The organism is Alkalibacillus aidingensis, assembly GCF_014595945.1.
Lineage (GTDB): Bacteria > Bacillota > Bacilli > Bacillales > Alkalibacillaceae > Alkalibacillus > Alkalibacillus aidingensis.
On sequence record NZ_JABXWU010000001.1, the window covers coordinates 340,783 to 358,892 of the forward strand.

The 18,110-nt window shown below is 37.1% G+C and carries 17 protein-coding genes; all 17 read left to right on the plus strand.

The window, feature by feature from the left end; all coding sequences use genetic code 11:
- The first annotated feature begins 10 nt into the window (after positions 1–10).
- The 17 genes from rbfA to yfmH all read left to right on the plus strand — a co-directional run bounded on the left by rbfA (position 11) and on the right by yfmH (position 18,109).
- Positions 11–355 carry a 30S ribosome-binding factor RbfA gene (rbfA, locus tag HWQ49_RS01735; RefSeq protein ID WP_317450891.1) on the plus strand — a complete coding sequence of 115 codons (345 nt, stop codon included), beginning with the start codon at positions 11–13 and terminating at the stop codon, positions 353–355.
- 62 nt (positions 356–417) lie between these two features.
- The gene (truB, locus tag HWQ49_RS01740; protein ID WP_188206500.1) at positions 418–1,335 is read left to right on the plus strand and encodes a tRNA pseudouridine(55) synthase TruB; all 918 of its coding nucleotides are present in this window, start codon (positions 418–420) and stop codon (positions 1,333–1,335) included.
- 16 nt (positions 1,336–1,351) lie between these two features.
- Positions 1,352–2,296, plus strand: coding sequence for a bifunctional riboflavin kinase/FAD synthetase (locus HWQ49_RS01745; protein WP_188205850.1), 945 nt, complete (start codon positions 1,352–1,354; stop codon positions 2,294–2,296).
- 128 nt (positions 2,297–2,424) lie between these two features.
- A complete protein-coding gene (rpsO, locus tag HWQ49_RS01750; RefSeq protein WP_188205851.1) occupies positions 2,425–2,694 on the plus strand; it encodes a 30S ribosomal protein S15 in 270 nt (89 codons plus the stop codon).
- 226 nt (positions 2,695–2,920) lie between these two features.
- Complete coding sequence (pnp, locus tag HWQ49_RS01755; protein WP_188205852.1) at positions 2,921–5,035, plus strand: polyribonucleotide nucleotidyltransferase; 2,115 nt, start codon at positions 2,921–2,923, stop codon at positions 5,033–5,035.
- A 93-nt stretch (positions 5,036–5,128) separates the two neighbouring features.
- On the plus strand, positions 5,129–6,349 hold the full coding sequence (locus HWQ49_RS01760) for a M16 family metallopeptidase (RefSeq protein WP_188205853.1): 1,221 nt from the start codon (positions 5,129–5,131) through the stop codon (positions 6,347–6,349).
- Positions 6,349–6,624: a YlmC/YmxH family sporulation protein gene (locus HWQ49_RS01765; protein ID WP_394810751.1), complete on the plus strand. Its 276-nt coding sequence runs from the start codon at positions 6,349–6,351 to the stop codon at positions 6,622–6,624. The genes HWQ49_RS01760 and HWQ49_RS01765 overlap by 1 nt, the downstream gene beginning before the upstream one ends.
- A 101-nt stretch (positions 6,625–6,725) precedes the next feature.
- On the plus strand, positions 6,726–7,598 hold the full coding sequence (gene dpaA, locus HWQ49_RS01770; RefSeq protein WP_188205854.1) for a dipicolinic acid synthetase subunit A: 873 nt from the start codon (positions 6,726–6,728) through the stop codon (positions 7,596–7,598).
- An 18-nt stretch (positions 7,599–7,616) separates the two neighbouring features.
- Positions 7,617–8,207: a dipicolinate synthase subunit B gene (locus HWQ49_RS01775; RefSeq protein ID WP_188205855.1), complete on the plus strand. Its 591-nt coding sequence runs from the start codon at positions 7,617–7,619 to the stop codon at positions 8,205–8,207.
- 80 nt (positions 8,208–8,287) lie between these two features.
- Positions 8,288–9,337, plus strand: a complete 1,050-nt coding sequence (locus HWQ49_RS01780) for an aspartate-semialdehyde dehydrogenase (protein ID WP_188205856.1) — start codon at positions 8,288–8,290, stop codon at positions 9,335–9,337.
- A gap of 84 nt (positions 9,338–9,421) precedes the next feature.
- Positions 9,422–10,642: an aspartate kinase gene (gene dapG / locus HWQ49_RS01785; RefSeq protein WP_188205857.1), complete on the plus strand. Its 1,221-nt coding sequence runs from the start codon at positions 9,422–9,424 to the stop codon at positions 10,640–10,642.
- A gap of 148 nt (positions 10,643–10,790) precedes the next feature.
- Positions 10,791–11,657: a 4-hydroxy-tetrahydrodipicolinate synthase gene (gene dapA / locus HWQ49_RS01790; protein WP_188205858.1), complete on the plus strand. Its 867-nt coding sequence runs from the start codon at positions 10,791–10,793 to the stop codon at positions 11,655–11,657.
- 448 nt (positions 11,658–12,105) lie between these two features.
- Positions 12,106–12,849: a ClpP family protease gene (locus HWQ49_RS01795; protein ID WP_317450892.1), complete on the plus strand. Its 744-nt coding sequence runs from the start codon at positions 12,106–12,108 to the stop codon at positions 12,847–12,849.
- Entirely contained in the window at positions 12,846–13,055 is a 210-nt protein-coding gene (locus tag HWQ49_RS01800) for a YlzJ-like family protein (RefSeq protein ID WP_188205859.1), read from the plus strand. The genes HWQ49_RS01795 and HWQ49_RS01800 overlap by 4 nt, the downstream gene beginning before the upstream one ends.
- Positions 13,056–13,146: 91 nt before the next feature.
- A complete protein-coding gene (locus HWQ49_RS01805; RefSeq protein WP_188205860.1) occupies positions 13,147–15,420 on the plus strand; it encodes an FtsK/SpoIIIE family DNA translocase in 2,274 nt (757 codons plus the stop codon).
- 117 nt (positions 15,421–15,537) lie between these two features.
- On the plus strand, positions 15,538–16,827 hold the full coding sequence (gene yfmF, locus HWQ49_RS01810) for an EF-P 5-aminopentanol modification-associated protein YfmF (RefSeq protein WP_188205861.1): 1,290 nt from the start codon (positions 15,538–15,540) through the stop codon (positions 16,825–16,827).
- Positions 16,820–18,109 (plus strand): EF-P 5-aminopentanol modification-associated protein YfmH, encoded by a 1,290-nt coding sequence (gene yfmH, locus HWQ49_RS01815; protein WP_188205862.1) that lies wholly within the window; start codon positions 16,820–16,822, stop codon positions 18,107–18,109. The genes yfmF and yfmH overlap by 8 nt, the downstream gene beginning before the upstream one ends.
- The last annotated feature ends 1 nt before the right edge of the window (position 18,110 follow it).

Below are 18,110 nucleotides of genomic sequence, written 5' to 3' on the forward strand. Positions count from 1 at the left end.
GGTGATGAAGGTGAGTAATCTTAGAGCAAATCGTATTGGAGAACAGATGAAAAAAGAGCTTGGAGATATATTATCTCGAAAAATCAAAGATCCTCGAGTAGGTTTTGTCACTGTAACTGACGTTCGAGTTAGTGGTGATTTACAGCAAGCTAAGGTTTTCATCTCTATTTTTGGTGATGATCAGCAGCAAGAGGATACACTCGTTGGTTTAGCGAAATCAAAAGGTTTTATTCGTTCAGAAATTGGTAAACGAATCCGTTTACGTAAGACACCAGAAATATCATTTGAAATCGACGAATCGATTCAATATGGTAATAAAATTGAACGAATCCTTGGTGACTTAAATAAAGATTAATTTATACTAAAGGATAGACAAATGTCTATCCTTTAGTCTATGTTTATAAAGAGGTGGCAGCGATCATGAACGGCATTATCCCGCTATGGAAACCAAAAGGGTTAACATCACATGATTGTGTGGTGAAATTAAGAAAGCTTTTAAAAACTAAAAAAATCGGACATACAGGAACTTTAGACCCTGAAGTTGAAGGGGTTTTGCCTATTACGATAGGCAAGTCTACTAAACTAACAACTTTAATAACCGACCGCCCTAAAACTTATTTAGCAGAATTATCATTAGGGAAGCAAACCACAACCGAAGACCAGACAGGTGATGTCGTTGAGGTTGAAAATATCGATCAACAAATTACATTTAATGAGTGTAAGGCTGCGTGTCAGCAATTTGAAGGTCAAATTAAACAAATTCCACCTATGTATTCTGCTGTTAAAATAAACGGTAAGAAACTGTATGAGTATGCACGTGAAGGCATTGAAGTCGATAGGCCAGCACGAGAAGTGACCCTTGAATATATTGACGTTATAGAAGGTTCTTTAGTTCAACATGCCGAGAATGATTTTAGATTCAAGTTTAGGGTTAGATGTTCAAGTGGTACTTATGTCCGGACTCTTTGTGTAGATATAGGAAAGAAACTTGGTTTCCCAGCGCATATGGCTAGCTTAGTTCGTGAGTATGCTGGATCATTTTCAAAAGATGATGCTGTTACATTTTCTGAACTAGAAAGAGCACAAGAGGAACACTCGGTCGCTGAATTTATCCAGTCACCTTCTCGAGCCCTTAATTTCTTACCAGTCCACGTTGTTTCTTCTAAAGAAGAGGCTATCCGTTATCAACATGGACAAGTATTACCAAGGCCAGATACCCTTTTAGACGATGAATTATTCCGTGTGGAAGATCGAGATGGTCAATTAATCGCTGTGTATCAAAAGCACCCTTCTAAAGAAGGACTTATTAAACCTTTCAAAGTACTGTATTCGTAAAAGAAGGTGAAAAACGATGGAACTGTTACAGTTAAGTTATTCTCAACTAGGCCGTTTTCCTCAATTAGATGAATTGAGTGTTGCAGTTGGATATTTTGATGGTGTACATAAGGGGCATCAAGAAGTTATTCAGACAGCTGTTGAAGAGGCAGAGAAACAAAACATAAAATCAGGTGTGATGACGTTTGCACCTCATCCACTTTCTGTTATTAAACAACAAAAGTTATCTGATTATCTAATTACTAGTCTTGAAGAAAAACTTGAGATATTTGAAGAATTAGACGTTGATTACGTGATTGTTGTAACTTTTGATCAAGACCTTGCTAAATTATCCCCACAAACTTTTGTCGATGAATTTTTTATAAATTTAAATGTTAAGCATGTTGTTGGTGGGTTTGATTTTTCATTTGGACATAAAGGTGCAGGGAAGATTCAGGATATGAGGCATTATTCTAAAGGTGCTTTTTCGTTTTCAGTTGTTGATCAAGTGTCTATTGGTAATGAAAAGATCAGCTCCACATTGATTAGACAATCGTTATCAAAAGGTGAAGTATCTTATGTTGAGAATTTAATGGGTCGTCCATTTAGTATAACAGCTAAAGTCAAAGAGGGCTTTAAACGAGGAAGAGAAATTGGATTTCCTACAGCTAACCTGAATGTTGATTCAGAGCACAAAATTCCTAAAGTTGGTATTTATGCTGTAACAGCTGAAATAAATGGTGAACATTTATATGGCATGGCAAGTGTTGGTTTCAATCCAACATTTGATGATTCACATCATGAACCGGTAATTGAAGTGAACTTATTCGACTTTAATCAAGACATTTATGGTGAGGATATTAAGGTTAATTTTCACCAATACATTAGGGATGAAGTCAAGTTTGATAATGTTGATGAATTAGTTGAAAAAATTAAAGAAGATGAGAAAAAGGTTAAAAAGTTTTTTAATATAAGTAGATAACACTTGCATTTATAGTTTATAACGTGTATCTTTAAGAATGTATGTAACACTAACCTTTTGCTTGGCATAACGAGTCTCCGCCGAATGCTAGGGAAAAGGGGATTAATAACTAATAGGAGGTGAATAGGATGGCAATTTCACAAGAACGTAAAAACGAATTAATCAGTGAGTTCAAAACTCATGACAACGACACAGGTTCACCAGAAGTTCAAGTAGCTATCCTAACTGAGCAGATTACTACTTTGAATGACCACTTACGTGAGCATAAGAATGATCACCACTCTCGTCGTGGTTTAATGAAAATGGTAGGTAAACGTCGTAATTTACTAAATTACTTACGTAACAAAGACGTTCAACGTTACCGTGAATTGATCAACAAGCTTGGTCTACGTCGATAGGATTTATCAAAAAAGCGGGGGATAAAACTCCCGCTTTTTCTTTATACCTAAAGGTATTTAATAGTTAAGAATGATCATCTAATGATTTGATACCCTCACCGTTTAGTTTTGACAAATTTAAGTTTCATGCTTTTACAAGAATATATAGAAGTATTAAAATAAATAATAAAAGTGTTTCTTGTGAGTACACTACATAAGCAACAGTTTGAGAGGGGTAGTAATAAATATGACGAATGAAATGAAATCATTTTCAATCGATGTCGCTGGAAGACAGTTAACGTTTGAAGTTGGCGAGGTAGCTAAACAAGCTAATGGAGCTGCTATGGTTAGATATGGTGACACATCTGTTTTAGTAGCAGCGACTGCATCAAAAGAACCTAAAGACTTACCATTTTTCCCATTAACCATTAATTATGAGGAAAAGTTGTATGCAGTAGGTAAAATTCCGGGTGGTTTTATTAAGCGTGAAGGAAAGCCGAGTGATAAAGCAGTACTAACCTCACGTCTAATCGACCGTCCTATACGTCCGTTATTCGCGGATGGCTTTAGAAATGAAGTACAAGTCATGAGTACAGTTATGAGTGTTGATCAAGATTGTTCTTCTGAAATAGCTGCTATGATTGGTTCTTCGTTAGCACTTTCCATATCCGACATACCATTTGAAGGTCCAATTGCTGGAGTACATGTTGGTAGAATTAATGATGAATTTGTTATTAATCCAACCATTGAACAAATGAAAGAAAGTGATATTGAGTTAACTGTTGCCGGTACTAAAGATGCGATTAATATGGTTGAAGCAGGTGCAAACGAAGTGCCTGAAGAGGTCATGTTAGAAGCAATCATGTTTGGTCACGAGGAAATTAAACGTTTAGTTGAATTCCAAGAAGAGATTGTAAAAGAAGTTGGTAAGGAGAAAATGGAGGTTACTCTGTTCACTCCTGAAGAATCAATTACAGAAGAAGTTGAAAAGCTAGCTAAAGAAAAGTTAGTAGAAGCGATTAAAACAGAAGAGAAACAGGCTCGTGAAGAGGCAATTGATACGGTTAAAAAGCAAATCGTCGAACAGTATGAACAAAATGAGGCAGACGAAGATACCATCAATCAAGTAAAGTCTGTTCTTGAATCGATTGTTAAAGGTGAAGTGCGCCGTTTAATTACGGAAGAAAAGATTCGCCCAGATGGACGTGCTGTTGATGAAATAAGACCACTTTCCTCACGCACTTCAGTCCTCCCACGTACGCACGGTTCGGCGATGTTTACCCGTGGTCAAACCCAAGCGTTAAGCGTTTGTACATTAGGTGCTTTAGGAGACGTTCAGGTATTAGATGGATTAGATTTAGAAGAAGAGAAGCGTTTTATGCATCATTATAACTTCCCACAGTACAGTGTTGGTGAGACTGGACCGGTTAGAGGACCGGGACGACGTGAAATTGGACATGGGGCATTAGGTGAGCGCGCATTAGAAAAAGTAGTACCATCAGAAGATGAATTTCCTTATACAATTAGAATTGTCTCAGAGATTTTAGAGTCCAATGGATCTACCTCACAAGCAAGTATTTGTGCAGGTACAATGGCTATGATGGATGCGGGTGTACCGATCAAGGCTCCAGTAGCTGGTATTGCTATGGGCTTAGTTAAATCCGGTGAGAACTACACAGTGCTAACAGACATTCAAGGGATGGAAGATGCCTTAGGTGATATGGACTTTAAAGTTGCTGGTACATCAGAGGGTGTTACCGCATTACAGATGGACATAAAAATTGAAGGCTTATCCCGTGAAATATTAGAAGAAGCTCTGTCACAAGCGAAAAAAGGACGCATGGACATCTTAGATCATATGAATGATGTGATTTCACATCCACGTGAAGAACTATCAGATTATGCTCCAAAAATTGAATCCATGATGATCAATCCTGATAAGATTCGCGATGTAATTGGTCCAAGTGGTAAACAAATCAACAAGATTATCGAAGAAACAGACGTTAAAATTGATATTGAACAGGATGGAAAAATTTATATTTCATCACCTGATCGCGCTAAAATTAACCAAGCGAAGTCAATTATCGAGGATTTAGTTAGAGAAGTAGAAGTCGGACAAATTTATTTGGGTAAAGTTAAACGCGTTGAAAAATTCGGTGCTTTCGTCGAACTCTTTAGTGGCAAAGATGGTTTAGTTCATATTAGTGAGTTGGATGAGAACCATGTTAAAAACGTAACAGATGTAGCCAATGTTGGTGATGAGATGCTTGTTAAAGTAAAAGGGATTGATCAGCAGGGTCGAGTTAATTTATCGAGAAAAGCAGCACTTAAAGAACAAGAATCATCAGAATCATCATTGTAAATTAATCATCAATTAACTTACTTAAAGAAATAGAGCTGGTTTTTACCAGTTCTTTTTTATGGTTGAAATATTTGTTTGGGAGAGGGATAGAGATTGATCAATAAATATACACTAAATAATGGTTTGAGGGTCGTAGAAGAGCAACTTTCAGCAGTAAGGTCGGTTTCAATTGGGATTTGGATCTTAACAGGCTCACGTAATGAACCAAAATCATTAAACGGGATTTCTCATTTAATCGAGCATATGTTATTCAAAGGAACAAAAAATCGATCCGCCAAAGAGATTGCTGAAGCATTTGACTCCATAGGTGGTCATATAAACGCTTTTACTTCCAAGGAGTATACATGCCTATATGCAAAGGTAATTGATGAACATATTGAAACGGCTGTGTCAATTCTGTCTGACATGATTAACCATTCTTTATTCGATGAAGAAGAGCTTGAACGCGAAAAGAAAGTGGTCTTAGAAGAAATTCTCATGACTGAAGACACGCCAGATGATATAATACATGATTATTTACACGAAGTGAGCTTTAAGGGACACCCACTGGCACAACCGATTCTTGGCAATAAAGAAACTCTAAATAACTTCTCAAGAGCAGATTTGTTAGCTTATGTAGATCGTTACTATACATCTGATCGAATGGTGATTTCTGTTGCAGGAAATGTACCATCTAACTTTAATGAGATTGTATCTGAACAGTTTGGCTCCATAAGACCAAGCCGAAACCAACAAGACTATTTCACCAAAACGTTTACGGTTGATTCACTTGTTAAACAAGACGATATTAAACAAGCTCACCTCTGTCTAGGATATAATGGTGTACCTGTCGGTGATGAATCCGTTTATACGCTGTCTGTCTTGAATAATGTTCTTGGTGGAAGTATGAGTTCTAGGTTGTTTCAACAAATAAGAGAGGAAAAAGGGCTATCTTATGCGACATTTTCCTACCATAATACGTTTAGAGATAATGGGATTTTAACTATCTATAGTGCAACAGCTCATGAACAACTTGATGAGATGGAAAGTATCATATATAACATTGTTAATGACATAAAAGCTAATGGTATTACCGATTCAGAGTTACAAAATACCATTCAACAACTTAAAGGCCAATTAGTTCTTGGCCTAGAGAATCCAAGTAGTCGAATGAGTCGTAATGGGAGAAATGAGTTATTAGATCAACCGCACCGTACGATAGATGAATTAATGCTTAAGCTTGAAGAAGTTGATCATGATGCTATTCATGATTTGACAAGTCAATTGTTTGATCATGACCCAGCTCGTGCATTGATTTTACCTGAAAGCATATAATGGTACAAATAATGTTGGAAAGGCAGATGTTTATGCGTTATAAGGACTTATCAGGTAAAGAGTTGATTGATGCTGACAGAGGTGAACGACTAGGTGTATTGGGTCATACGGATCTCCAAATTAACGAATCGACCGGACAAATTGAACAAATTGTTATACAGGATTACTCCATGTTAGGTTTTAAAAAAGGAGAGTCAACAGCAACGATAAGGTGGTCCGACATTGAAGTTATTGGAGAAGATATGATTGTCATCAAAAGAACAAAACACGTGTAAACATGTGACTGACTCGAAATTTTTCGGGTCAGTTTTCACTTTTTCTAGACGTCTACATAATATATATTGGATTGAATGATAATGGGTAGGTAGGTGGTCGTATGTTAACTGGGAAATCCATACTTATTATTGGTGGAGACGGAAGGTATATTGAGTTAATCAAACAGCTTACTTTTTTTGATGCAACTGTTTACGCGATCGGTTTTGAAGAGGCTGAAGATGAATTAGACAATGTCTACTTAACCGACACTGATCATGTTGTTAAGGAACATATTGATGCAATTATTTTACCGATTACAGGACTTGATCAAGAAGGCTTTGCTGAGGCACATTACTGTGAGTCATCACCTCAAATTAAAGAAGAGTGGCTAAATGAATTTTCAAAGGATTGTATCATCTTTACGGGTATTAGAACACCGTTTTTAAATAACCATCAATTTGAAGAGCGGGTTATAGCGTTAATGGAACGAAACGATGTAGCTATCTATAACTCAATTCCTACAGTTGAGGGTGCGATTATGCTTGCTATTCAGTATACCGACTTTACAATCCATAGCTCTAATGTCACTATTTTAGGGTTTGGTAGAGTAGGGAAAACGCTTGTTCATACCTTCAAAGGGTTAGGTGCCAATGTATCCGCTTATGCTAGACGAGAAGAAGAGTTAGCTCGTATTCATGAATACCATGCTAAACCCGTTGATGAATTTAATTTAGAGGAATCTGTGCGCGATTGTGATATTTTAATTAATACCGTACCGGATTTAATTGTGACACCAACAGTCATTCGTTCATTACCTGCCGAAAGTTTGATTATTGATTTGGCTTCTAAGCCAGGTGGTGTTGATTTTCGCTATGCTAAAAAACGTGGTATAGAGGCAATCCTAGCACCTAGTTTGCCTGGAATGGTTGCTCCTAAGACGGCCGGTAAAATATTAGCCCATGTCATTCAAAACGTTATGCATCATCACGAATAACGGAAGGGGTTCGGTTTAATGGATTTAAAAGGTAAGAGAATTGGTTTTGGTTTAACGGGGTCACATTGCACATATGATGAGACTTTTCCTGTTTTACAGGAGTTAGTTGATAGTGGAGCAGAGGTTGTACCCATTGTTTCGCATACGGTACAAACCACGAATACAAAGTTTGGAGATGCAGAGGATCATATTAATCGCATTAAAGAAATAACTAATCAACCGTTAATCACATCGATTCCAGAGGCTGAACCATTAGGACCTAAAGAGCCTTTAGACTGTATGGTTATTGCACCAATGACAGGTGCTTCATTGAGCAAGTTTGCTAATGCATTGACAGACTCCCCAGTACTTATGGCAGCCAAAGCTACATTAAGAAACCGAAAACCAGTTGTATTAGCAATTTCCACAAACGATGCACTAGGATTAAATGCAGCTAATTTAGCAAAACTATTACCAGCTAAACATGTTTACTTTGTTCCTTATGGTCAAGATCACCCATATAAAAAACCAACATCTTTAGTTGCCCATATGTCGTTACTAAAAGATACCGTAGAGAAAGCCTTAGCAGGGGAACAACTTCAACCAATGCTGAAAGAATATGATCTGTAATGAGATTGTGTTTAAAATGTGATAAAATGAAAAGACTTAAATTGATAAAATCGGAGTTTACTTAATGGAGGGTAACAAAAATGGAAGTGAAAAGCAGATACAATGTAGCAATCGTAGGAGTAACAGGAGCAGTCGGAGAACGAATGTTAGAAATGTTGGAAAAAGTAGATTTTCCGATTGATAATCTTGTTCCATTAGCCTCAAAGAGGTCAGCAGGAAAAACATTTAACTTTAATGGTGAGGAAGTGACAGTAAAAGAAGCTAAACCTGAGGCTTTTGAGGATATAGACATTGCCTTGTTCTCTGCTGGAGGTTCAGTATCACGTCAATTAGCTCCTGAAGCTGTCAAACGTGGTGCTGTAGTTATTGATAACACAAGTGCATTCCGTATGGATGAAGAAGTACCACTGGTCGTACCAGAGGTTAATAAAGAAGATATTAAAAACCATAAGGGGATTATTGCGAATCCAAACTGTTCAACTATTCAAATGGTTGCGGCTTTAGAACCCATTCGAAAGGCATACGGGTTAGAGCGCGTGATTGTTTCAACTTATCAGTCTGTATCAGGTTCTGGCCATGATGCAGTTGAAGAATTGAAGGATCAAACAAGAGCTGTTTTAGAAGGAGATCCTGTCTATTCTGAGGTATTACCTGTTAAGTCAGAGAAGAGGCATTATCCAATTGCATTTAATGCCTTGCCACAAATAGATACATTTGAAGATAATCATTATACATTTGAGGAAATGAAAATGATTAATGAGACCAAGAAGATTATGCACGAACCGGAATTAAAGGTTGCTGCAACTTGTGTTCGTCTCCCATTCTTTTATTCTCATGCAGAGAGTGTCTATATTGAAGTGGGCAACGAAGAAGTTACGGTACCACAGTTACAAGGACTTATTAAAGATGCACCGGGTATTGTGTTAGAAGACGATATCCAAAATCAAGGTTATCCTACTCCACTTTCTGCAGAAGGTAAATTAGATATTTTCGTTGGTCGAATCCGAAAAGATATTGATGTCCCTAATGGTTTTCATTTATGGGTAGTAGCTGATAACTTATTAAAAGGTGCAGCATGGAACTCTGTACAAATTGCTCAAGCCTTAATCGAGTATAATAGCGACAAGTAAATCATCCAATTAACGTAGCCTTTATAGAAAAACGACTTCATCTCTTGATATTTAAAAGATGGAGTCTGAACATAGAGGTGGAAAATGGGATTAATCATCCAGAAATTTGGCGGAACATCTGTTAGAAATCCTATGTCGCGTGAGCATGCGATTAACCAAGTAGAGCATGCTTTAAGAGATGGAGATCAAGTGGTTGTTGTCGTTTCTGCAATGGGGCGTAAGGGAGAACCTTATGCTACTGATTCGTTACTTGAGTTAATTCAGTATCCACAAACAGCTGTTTCTAATCGAGAAGTTGATTTACTAGCCTCATGTGGTGAAATCATTTCAACTGTTGTGTTTACTCATGAACTAAGGAAGCTTGGGATCACAGCTGCAGCTATGACAGGTCCGGATGCTGGTTTCTTAACAACAAGTGAATATACAAATGCTAAAATTAGTAAGGTAAATACATCTAAATTGAAAGAATACATGAAAGTCAATGAGGTCGTGGTCGTAGCAGGCTTTCAAGGTAAGAATGAGGAAGGGAACATCACCACATTAGGTCGTGGTGGATCTGATACCTCAGCTGTTGCACTAGGTGCTGCACTAGGTGCTGATTATGTCGATATTTTTACCGATGTTGATGGTATTAAAACTGCTGATCCTCTTTTAGTAAAAGAGGCAAAAACGATTAAGGCAGTAACCTATCATGAAATCGTACATCTAGCTTATCAAGGTACCAAAGTTATTCACCCACGGGCTGTAGAAATAGCCATGCAGGAAAAGATTCCTTTACGAGTTAGATCAACTTACTCTGAAGAGGAAGGAACCTTAGTAGCTTCTAAGGTTGATTCGAGCATGGATGCTCACCTTAAAGAAAGATTAGTTACGGGTATTGCATATGTAGCTAACATCACTCAAATTAAGGTTTTAGCCAATAAAGAACCTATTCAACTACATCAAGAGGTTTTGCAACAACTTGCTAAAGCAGGTATTTCGGTTGATTTCTTTAATATTGCTACAGAAGGTCTTACCTTTACAGTACCTAATGCCCGGCTTAGTGAGGCAGTTCAGATAATTGAGGTTCTTGGTTATGACGTACAATTAGAAGAAGATTGTGCAAAAGTTTCAACAGTTGGTGCAGCCATCCAAGGTGTACCTGGAGTGGCTTCAAAAGTCGTCAACGCGTTGGCTAAACATGGTATTCAGATTTTACAATCAGCCGATAGTCACACGACCATTTGGGTGTTAGTTAAGGAATCTGAATTAGAAACAGCGGTCAATGCATTACATGACGAATTTTTATCCTTTAACAATGATTAATGTATTGTTAAAGGATAAAATTATACTTAGGAATGGGCGTTCGTCACGCTGTTAAAGGAATAAAGTAGAAATCATTTAAAGGCTCTAAACTATTATTTTATAATAAGTAGAGCCGTTAAGAATTTATGATTGGAAGGGGTTTATAAAATTGGATTTTGGAAAAGTATTAACAGCAATGGTCACACCATTTGATTCAGAAGGTCAACTTGATTTGGATAAAACAGAAAAGCTTGTGGAGTATCTATTAGATCATGGTTCAGATGGTTTAGTCATCGGTGGTACAACAGGTGAATCACCGACACTAACTAAAGAGGAGAAACTGTCCTTATTTAACCATGTCGTCCAATTAGTTGATGGAAGAGCATCCGTCATTGCGGGTACTGGTAGTAATAATACTCATGCAACAATTGAGCTAACCAAAGCAGCTGAAGATACAGGTGTTGATGGTGTCATGTTAGTGACTCCTTTTTATAATAAACCTAATGAGGAAGGTTTGTATCAACACTTTAAAACAGTATCAGAAAACACGAACTTACCGATCATGCTATATAATGTCCCTGGTCGTTCTGTTGTTAATATGTCAGTGGATACGACAGTTGCGCTATCTAATTTATCGAATATTGTTTCAATCAAGGATGCAAGTGGGGATTTGGACATGATGAGTGAAATCATCGAACGAACAGCTGATTCATTTAGTTTGTATGTAGGTGATGACAGTTTAACATTGCCTGCTTTGTCAGTTGGTGCAAATGGTGTTGTATCTGTTGCAGCACATGTACTAGGAGATGATATGCAAACGATGACAGAAGCGTTCCATCAGGGTGAAGTTAAAAAAGCAGCAGAAATTCACCGACAGTTAGTACCAAAGATGAACGCTTGCTTTATGGCACCTTCACCATCACCTGTTAAAGCAGCCTTAAACCACATCGGTGTCGATGTTGGTCCTGTGAGGTTACCATTGGTGCCTATTACAAACGATGAGTATAAGGAATTAACCACAACATTAAATATTTAAGCCTGATTTTGTAAGTTTATTGAAATTATGCAGATAAGATGGATGATGTGCATCATCACTCAGACTTTCTTGGGCTTTCGATGACGTTTGGACCTCGTTTGAAGCGCAAAACGTAACCGAGGCGCTCTTTCGATGACGTTTCACCGCCGTTTGAAGCGCAAAACGTAACCGAGACGCTCTTTCAATGACGTTTCACCGCCGTTTGACGTGCAAAACGTAACCGAGACGCTCTATCGATGACGTTTCACCATTGTGTGAAGCGCAAAACGTCATTGAGAAACACTGACCAACAACAAAAAGTTTAAACATCATATTCACTCTATACTAATAACCTCAATCATTTATAAACTCCCTATATGGTTTAAGCCATATAGGGGTTTTTCATGTATTAAGAAGTATGAAGTGGCTTTATTCGTAAACAATATACGAATAAAGGAAGGTGTTATAAATGGATGAATTTATGCAAAATCAAGGTCAACAAGATGATAGTTCAAAACAAGACCAAGAAAATCAAAATAATTCTTCTGAATTAATGGACAAGATTAAACAATTAGGACAGACCAATGTTCCTCAAGCACCAGAATCCAATATTCACGTGTTGCCAATTATTGGCCAAGTTGAGGGGCATTTGCAGCTTCCTGCTAAAAACAAAACAACCAAGTATGAACATTTAATTCCTCAAATAATTGCCATCGAACAAAACCCAAAAATCGAAGGTGTGATCTTATTATTAAATACAGTTGGGGGAGATGTTGAAGCAGGATTAGCGATTTCTGAAATGATTTCTTCATTATCTAAGCCTACTGTATCAATTGTTCTTGGAGGTGGTCACTCAATTGGCGTGCCAATAGCTGTCTCTGCTGATCACTCTTTTATCACAGAAACAGCAACTATGACCATCCACCCTATCCGTTTAACTGGTTTGGTTATTGGAGTTCCACAAACCTTTGAATATCTAGACAAAATGCAGGAACGTGTCATAAATTTTGTGACGCATCATTCGAATATTGAAGAAGAGAAATTTAAGGACTTAATGTTTGCTAAAGGCAACTTAACGAGAGATATCGGTACGAACGTTGTGGGACAAGATGCAGTTGATCATGGTTTAATTGATTCTATTGGTGGGGTGAAAGAGGCAATGGTTAAATTAAATGAGATGATCAATAAAGATGATGATCAGGTGGTACAATGATTATCTACACACCTTTACATGAAGAGGAGATTTTCGAAGAGGAAGAAAATCATGAAGATTTCCGTTGGGTATCTGTCGACCATGCGACCGTTAAACTTAAGAAAACCGATGAAATCAATGGTTACGAAATTGTCCAGATGACCTCTACCAACCCTGCCGATTATTTAAAGAAGCATTTAGAACCCGGTTCAATTTATTACTTATAATTACCAAAAAGCATGATGTCTGTGATATAATAACGGTGTAAAAGCAGCCTGTCTGACTAGAGGGCTGCTTCACTCATTTTGAGGTGATTAAATGGCAAAAAAGAAGCGAAAATCAAAAAAGAGAAAACCGTTATTAAAATTTGAATTGATAGGATTAGTATTAATTTTGTTAGCTGTATTTTCAAGTGGGATTCAACCTATTAGTGAAGGTTATATACCAAATCTATTAACCAATCTATTACAATGGCTTTTTGGTTTTTGGTATGCTTTTGCTAGTGTATTTATGTTTGGATTGGGTACCTATTTGCTTTTCAAACGAGAAAAGCCGACCTTCACATCAACTCGCTGGATAGGTTTTTATTTATTTGTGGCATCTATTCTGTTATATACACACGTCCAAGCGTTTGAGTCACTTGTACAAGGCAATAGTCAATCGATCTTTGGCTTAACCTGGGATTATTTTGATGCTTATCAAGTAGATGAAGTACCATATTCATACATAGGGTCAGGCATGATGGGAGCGACACTGTTTTTCTTAAGTTTTTATCTACTTTCAGCTGCAGGTGCTAAAGTATTAGCTTTTTTCGGATTTTTAGTTAGTTTGATGATGTTATCAGAGCGTTCTTTATCAGAGATTCTTAAAAAGGTATATGAAAAAATTAGTTCCTACTATGAAAAGTGGAGAAAACATCGTGAAAAGGTAAAGGCTAATAAACCTGAACCGGAAACACCTGAAGGTATTTCTGACCCTGATTACGATACTGTTACGGTCGAAATGCCAGATCTTGAACAGGATGTAGAGCCAGTTATTGAAGATTTCCAAGAAAATGGTTATCAACAAACAACTAATGAGGTTGAAACGAGTGAATGGACTGAAAATGTAGAAGATGAAACAGATTTGAATGATGAAGTGGATCCTCTTCCTTTAACTGAAGTTGAAAATGAGGATTATCGTCTTCCATCTTTACAATTACTTGAAAACCCTATAACTCATTCACAACAACAAGAAAAATCACAGATTCAATCAACCGTGAAAAAGTTAGAACAAACTTTTCATAGCTTTGGTGTTAAGGCCAAAGTGACGAAGGTGCATGTAGGGCCAGCAGTGACTAAATATGAAGTTTATCCAGACGTTGGAGTTAAAGTCAGTAAAATCGTCAATTTACATGATGACTTAGCACTTGCATTAGCAGCAAGAGATATTAGAATCGAAGCGCCAATCCCTGGTAAATCAGCCATAGGGATTGAAGTACCTAATACGGAAGTCGCTCAAGTTTCATTGCGTGAAGTGATGCAACATTCACAGCAAAACCCGTCTAAATTATTATTTGGACTTGGACGAGATATTGCTGGTGATGCAATTACAGCGGAGTTAAATAAAATGCCACACATGTTAATAGCTGGTGCAACCGGTAGTGGTAAGAGTGTTTGTGTTAATGGCATCATTACCAGTATTTTATTAAGAGCAAAGCCACATGAAGTGAAAATGATGATGATCGATCCGAAAAAGGTCGAATTGAATGTTTATAACGGTATTCCTCATTTACTTGCGCCAGTAGTAACTGACCCGAAAAAGGCTGCTCAAGCGTTAAAGAAAATTGTATCTGAAATGGAACGACGCTATGAATTATTTTCTGATACAGGAACGAGAAATATCGAGGGTTATAACGAATACATTAGCAAGGTGAATGAACAAGAAGGTGAAAACCAGCCACACCTACCATATGTTGTTGTTTTAATAGATGAGTTAGCTGATTTAATGATGGTTGCCTCTAACGAAGTTGAAGATGCCATTACTCGTCTTGCACAAATGGCGCGTGCAGCTGGTATTCATTTGATCATTGCAACACAAAGACCTTCTGTTGATGTCATAACAGGAGTGATCAAAGCTAATATTCCTTCTAGGATCGCGTTTAGTGTATCCTCCCAAACCGATTCACGGACCATTTTAGATAGTGGTGGAGCCGAAAAATTGTTAGGTAAGGGAGATATGTTATTTCTACCAGTTGGAGCATCTAAGCCTACACGAATTCAAGGCGCCTTTCTATCTGATGATGAGGTGGAGAGTGTTGTTAACTTTTGTGTAGAACAGCAGAAAGCTCAATATCAAGAGGAAATGATTCCAAGTGAGTCTAATGAACAAGTAGATGAGGTGGATGATGAATTGTATGATGATGCTGTTCAATTAATTGTAGAAATGCAAAGTGCAAGTGTATCTATGCTACAACGGAAGTTTAGAATCGGGTATACACGTGCAGCCAGATTAATTGACGCAATGGAGGAAAGAGGTATTGTGGGTCCTTACGAAGGGAGTAAACCACGCAAAGTTTTAGTGACTAACCACCAGGAAGAACAATCATCATAATCATCGTTTTATATTATTAACTCAGGTTACGTTGAATTTTCAACAACCTGAGTTAAATAGTATGATTTAGTTCATAAAGGCAAAATATATAGTAAGAAACGGCTAAGGAGGACTTTTATGCAAACATTAATTGATCATCAAGTTGAATATCATGACTATCTATTACATTTAATTCCAACCAAAAAATTCAAAACGAATACGATATCACTGAAATTCTCGAGTCCTATTGAACGGGAATCTGTAACTGAACGCGCTCTAATCCCTTTTGTCTTACAGAAAGGGTCGACAAAATATCCATCTGAACGAGAATTAAGACTAAAGTTGGATGATTTATATGGAGCTAAATTTTCAATTAATAGTAGTAAAAAAGGTGAGAATCATGTCATTACTTTTACATTAGACATACCAAATGAAAAGTTCATTCAAGGTGAAGATGAACTTTTTCAAAAAGGTATTGAATTTCTGCATGAAGTCGCTACGAATCCAAAACATGATGGCGAATCCTTTGATCCAGAAATTGTGAATAAAGAAAAAGAGACTCTGGAGAATAAAATAAAATCCATTATTGATGAAAAGATGCAGTATGCTAACATGCGATTAATTGATGAGATGTGTAAGGATGAAAAGTTTGGTATTCGTTCACATGGTTACTTAGAAGACCTTGATTCAATAGATCCCAAAGCTTTATACCGTCGTTATCAACAAATGGTAAAACAGGATCGGTTGGATATTTACATTGTTGGGGATATTGATGATGAAAAAACGAAATCCATTGTTGAATCCATTTTCCATATGGATCGTCAACCTTTTGTCGAGTTAAATGGCCCTAATGTAAAGGAAGCTCCAGAAGTCAAAGATTTAACTGAAAAGCAGAAAATTCAGCAAGCGAAATTGCACCTTGGATACCGAACAGGAATTGCCTATAGTGATGAAAGATATCCGGCATTACAAGTGTTTAACGGCATTTTTGGTGGTTTCCCTCACTCTAAGCTGTTTATTAATGTACGTGAAAAACACTCACTAGCTTATTATGCAGCCTCCAGGTTTGAAAGCCATAAAGGATTATTATTTGTCTTTAGTGGTATTGCTCCTGAAAAATACGATCAAGCGAAAAAGATAATCATGCAACAGCATGAACACATCAAAAATGGAGAAATCACAGAGCAAGAATTAGAGCAAACAAAAAAAGCTGTGATTCATCAACTGAAAGAAACGATCGATCGTTCACGAGGGATCATTGAATGGTACTACCAACAAGTGATTGGTGGTAAAGAATATACTAACCAAGAAATGGTTGAGCAAATTGAGGCTGTCACTAAAGATGATGTCATTGCTGTAGCTAATCAAGTTCATTTAGATACTGTATACTTCTTAACAGCTGAAGATGGAGGTGTAGCTAATGAATAAATTAACAATACCCCGTGTGAATGAACATATGTATCACGAACAACTAGACAATGGTTTAGATGTGTTTTTATATCCAAAAGAAGAAGTCGAAAAGACGTTCGCTATCTTTTCAACAAAATATGGTTCTATAGATCAAACTTTTACACCACTAAACAGTTCAGAAATGACGACAGTACCAGATGGAATTGCGCATTTTTTAGAACATAAAATGTTTGAAAAAGAGGATGGTGATGTGTTTCAACATTTCTCAGAACGTGGGGCTTCGGCGAATGCATTTACCTCGTTTACTCAAACGGCCTATTTATTTTCAAGCACAAGTGAAGTGAAAGAAAACGTTGAGACGCTACTTGATTTCGTTCAAGACCCATATTTTACAGAAGAAACGGTTGAAAAAGAAAAAGGAATAATTGAGCAAGAAATCAAAATGTATGATGACCAAGCGGACTGGCGTTTATTTTTTGGTACGATTGGCTCCATGTTTGAAAATCATCCCGTGAGAGTAGATATTGCTGGAACTGTTGATTCGATCTATTCGATTACTCACGAGGACTTATACACTTGTTACGAAACGTTTTATCATCCTTCAAATATGCAACTATTCGTCATTGGAAATTTTGACTTAGAAGAAATGCGCAAGCTTATTCATGACAATCAGGACAAAAAATCTTTTAAAGCTCAAAGTGAGATTAAACGTGAATTTGGTTCAGAGAAAGAGCAAGTTTATCAAAAAGAAGAGATCATTCATATGCCGGTGAATACACCCAAATGTATGGTTGGCATAAAGGAGAAACCTGATCACCTTCAACGTGATGTCCTTCTTAAAAATGATTTAGTTAGAGATATGCTATTGGACTTGTATTTCTCTAAAAGTGGTTATTATTATGAAGAGCTTTACCAAGAAGGGTTAGTGATTGAGTCGCTTAGACTAGAGTTAGTGTTAGAAGATTCTTTCGGGTTTTCAGCTATTGGCGCTAGCACGATGAAACCTAAAGGATTTGGACAAAAAGTTAAAGAAATGTTACTTAACATGAAGGAAAGTCCTATTGAACAAACAGATTTTGATCGTGCAAAAAAGAAGAAGTATGGAGAGCTGTTAAGAGAATTTAACAATTTGGAAGGAACAGCTAATAACTTTATACAATATCATCAACAAGGAATTGACTATCGGGACATATTTGAAGTATTAGAAAACCTTACACTAGATGATGTTAATCAAATTGTATCCGAATGGATTGATGAAGACCGTATTTCAGTTTGTATGATCGTACCAGAAGGAGAGTAAT

Coding starts and splice junctions, on each gene's coding strand:
- HWQ49_RS01745 (WP_188205850.1), top strand. CDS start 1,352: ATGGAACTGTTACAGTTAAGTTATTCTCAACTAGGCCGTTTTCCTCAA.
- rpsO (WP_188205851.1), top strand. CDS start 2,425: ATGGCAATTTCACAAGAACGTAAAAACGAATTAATCAGTGAGTTCAAA.
- pnp (WP_188205852.1), top strand. CDS start 2,921: ATGACGAATGAAATGAAATCATTTTCAATCGATGTCGCTGGAAGACAG.
- HWQ49_RS01765 (WP_394810751.1), top strand. CDS start 6,349: ATGGTACAAATAATGTTGGAAAGGCAGATGTTTATGCGTTATAAGGAC.
- dpaA (WP_188205854.1), top strand. CDS start 6,726: ATGTTAACTGGGAAATCCATACTTATTATTGGTGGAGACGGAAGGTAT.
- HWQ49_RS01775 (WP_188205855.1), top strand. CDS start 7,617: ATGGATTTAAAAGGTAAGAGAATTGGTTTTGGTTTAACGGGGTCACAT.
- HWQ49_RS01780 (WP_188205856.1), top strand. CDS start 8,288: ATGGAAGTGAAAAGCAGATACAATGTAGCAATCGTAGGAGTAACAGGA.
- dapG (WP_188205857.1), top strand. CDS start 9,422: ATGGGATTAATCATCCAGAAATTTGGCGGAACATCTGTTAGAAATCCT.
- HWQ49_RS01795 (WP_317450892.1), top strand. CDS start 12,106: ATGGATGAATTTATGCAAAATCAAGGTCAACAAGATGATAGTTCAAAA.
- HWQ49_RS01800 (WP_188205859.1), top strand. CDS start 12,846: ATGATTATCTACACACCTTTACATGAAGAGGAGATTTTCGAAGAGGAA.
- HWQ49_RS01805 (WP_188205860.1), top strand. CDS start 13,147: ATGGCAAAAAAGAAGCGAAAATCAAAAAAGAGAAAACCGTTATTAAAA.
- yfmF (WP_188205861.1), top strand. CDS start 15,538: ATGCAAACATTAATTGATCATCAAGTTGAATATCATGACTATCTATTA.
- yfmH (WP_188205862.1), top strand. CDS start 16,820: ATGAATAAATTAACAATACCCCGTGTGAATGAACATATGTATCACGAA.